Here is a 385-nt window from a genome sequence, read left to right as displayed (position 1 = left end):
GACGACGCATCAGCATTCGTAGAAGCCGACGCATCAGCATTCGCCGCAGCCTGAGCCGCAGCAGCCGACGCCGCATCAGCATTCGCAGAAGCCGCAGACGACGCATCCGCCGTAGCCGCAGCCTCAGCCGCAGCAGCCGCATTCGCATCCGCCTTCGCAGAAGCCACAGACGACGCATCCGCATTCGCTGCAGCCTGAGCCGCAGCAGCAGCCTTCGCATCAGCCGCAGCCGAAGCCGAAGCATTCACATTCGCATCAGCCGAAGCCGCCGCATCACTATCCGAAGACGCAGTACCCGACGCATCCGAAGACGAATCAGCCGTCGCCGCAGACGACGCCGCAGCAGACGCATCACCATTCGCCGCAGACGACGCATCAGCATTCG

Annotated in this window: 1 protein-coding gene; it reads right to left on the bottom strand. The window is 64.2% G+C overall.

The genetic code is table 11. The features are described 5' to 3' along the window. Nucleotides 1–385 (bottom strand): hypothetical protein (locus AMS67_RS17620; protein ID WP_193787064.1); only part of this gene is annotated, 385 nt, incomplete at both ends.

The organism is Leucobacter japonicus (assembly GCF_001273855.1).
In the GTDB taxonomy this organism is placed as follows: domain Bacteria; phylum Actinomycetota; class Actinomycetes; order Actinomycetales; family Microbacteriaceae; genus Leucobacter; species Leucobacter japonicus.
The sequence above is the reverse complement of the archived record's forward strand: the minus strand, read 5'-3'. Positions and strand labels throughout refer to the sequence as shown.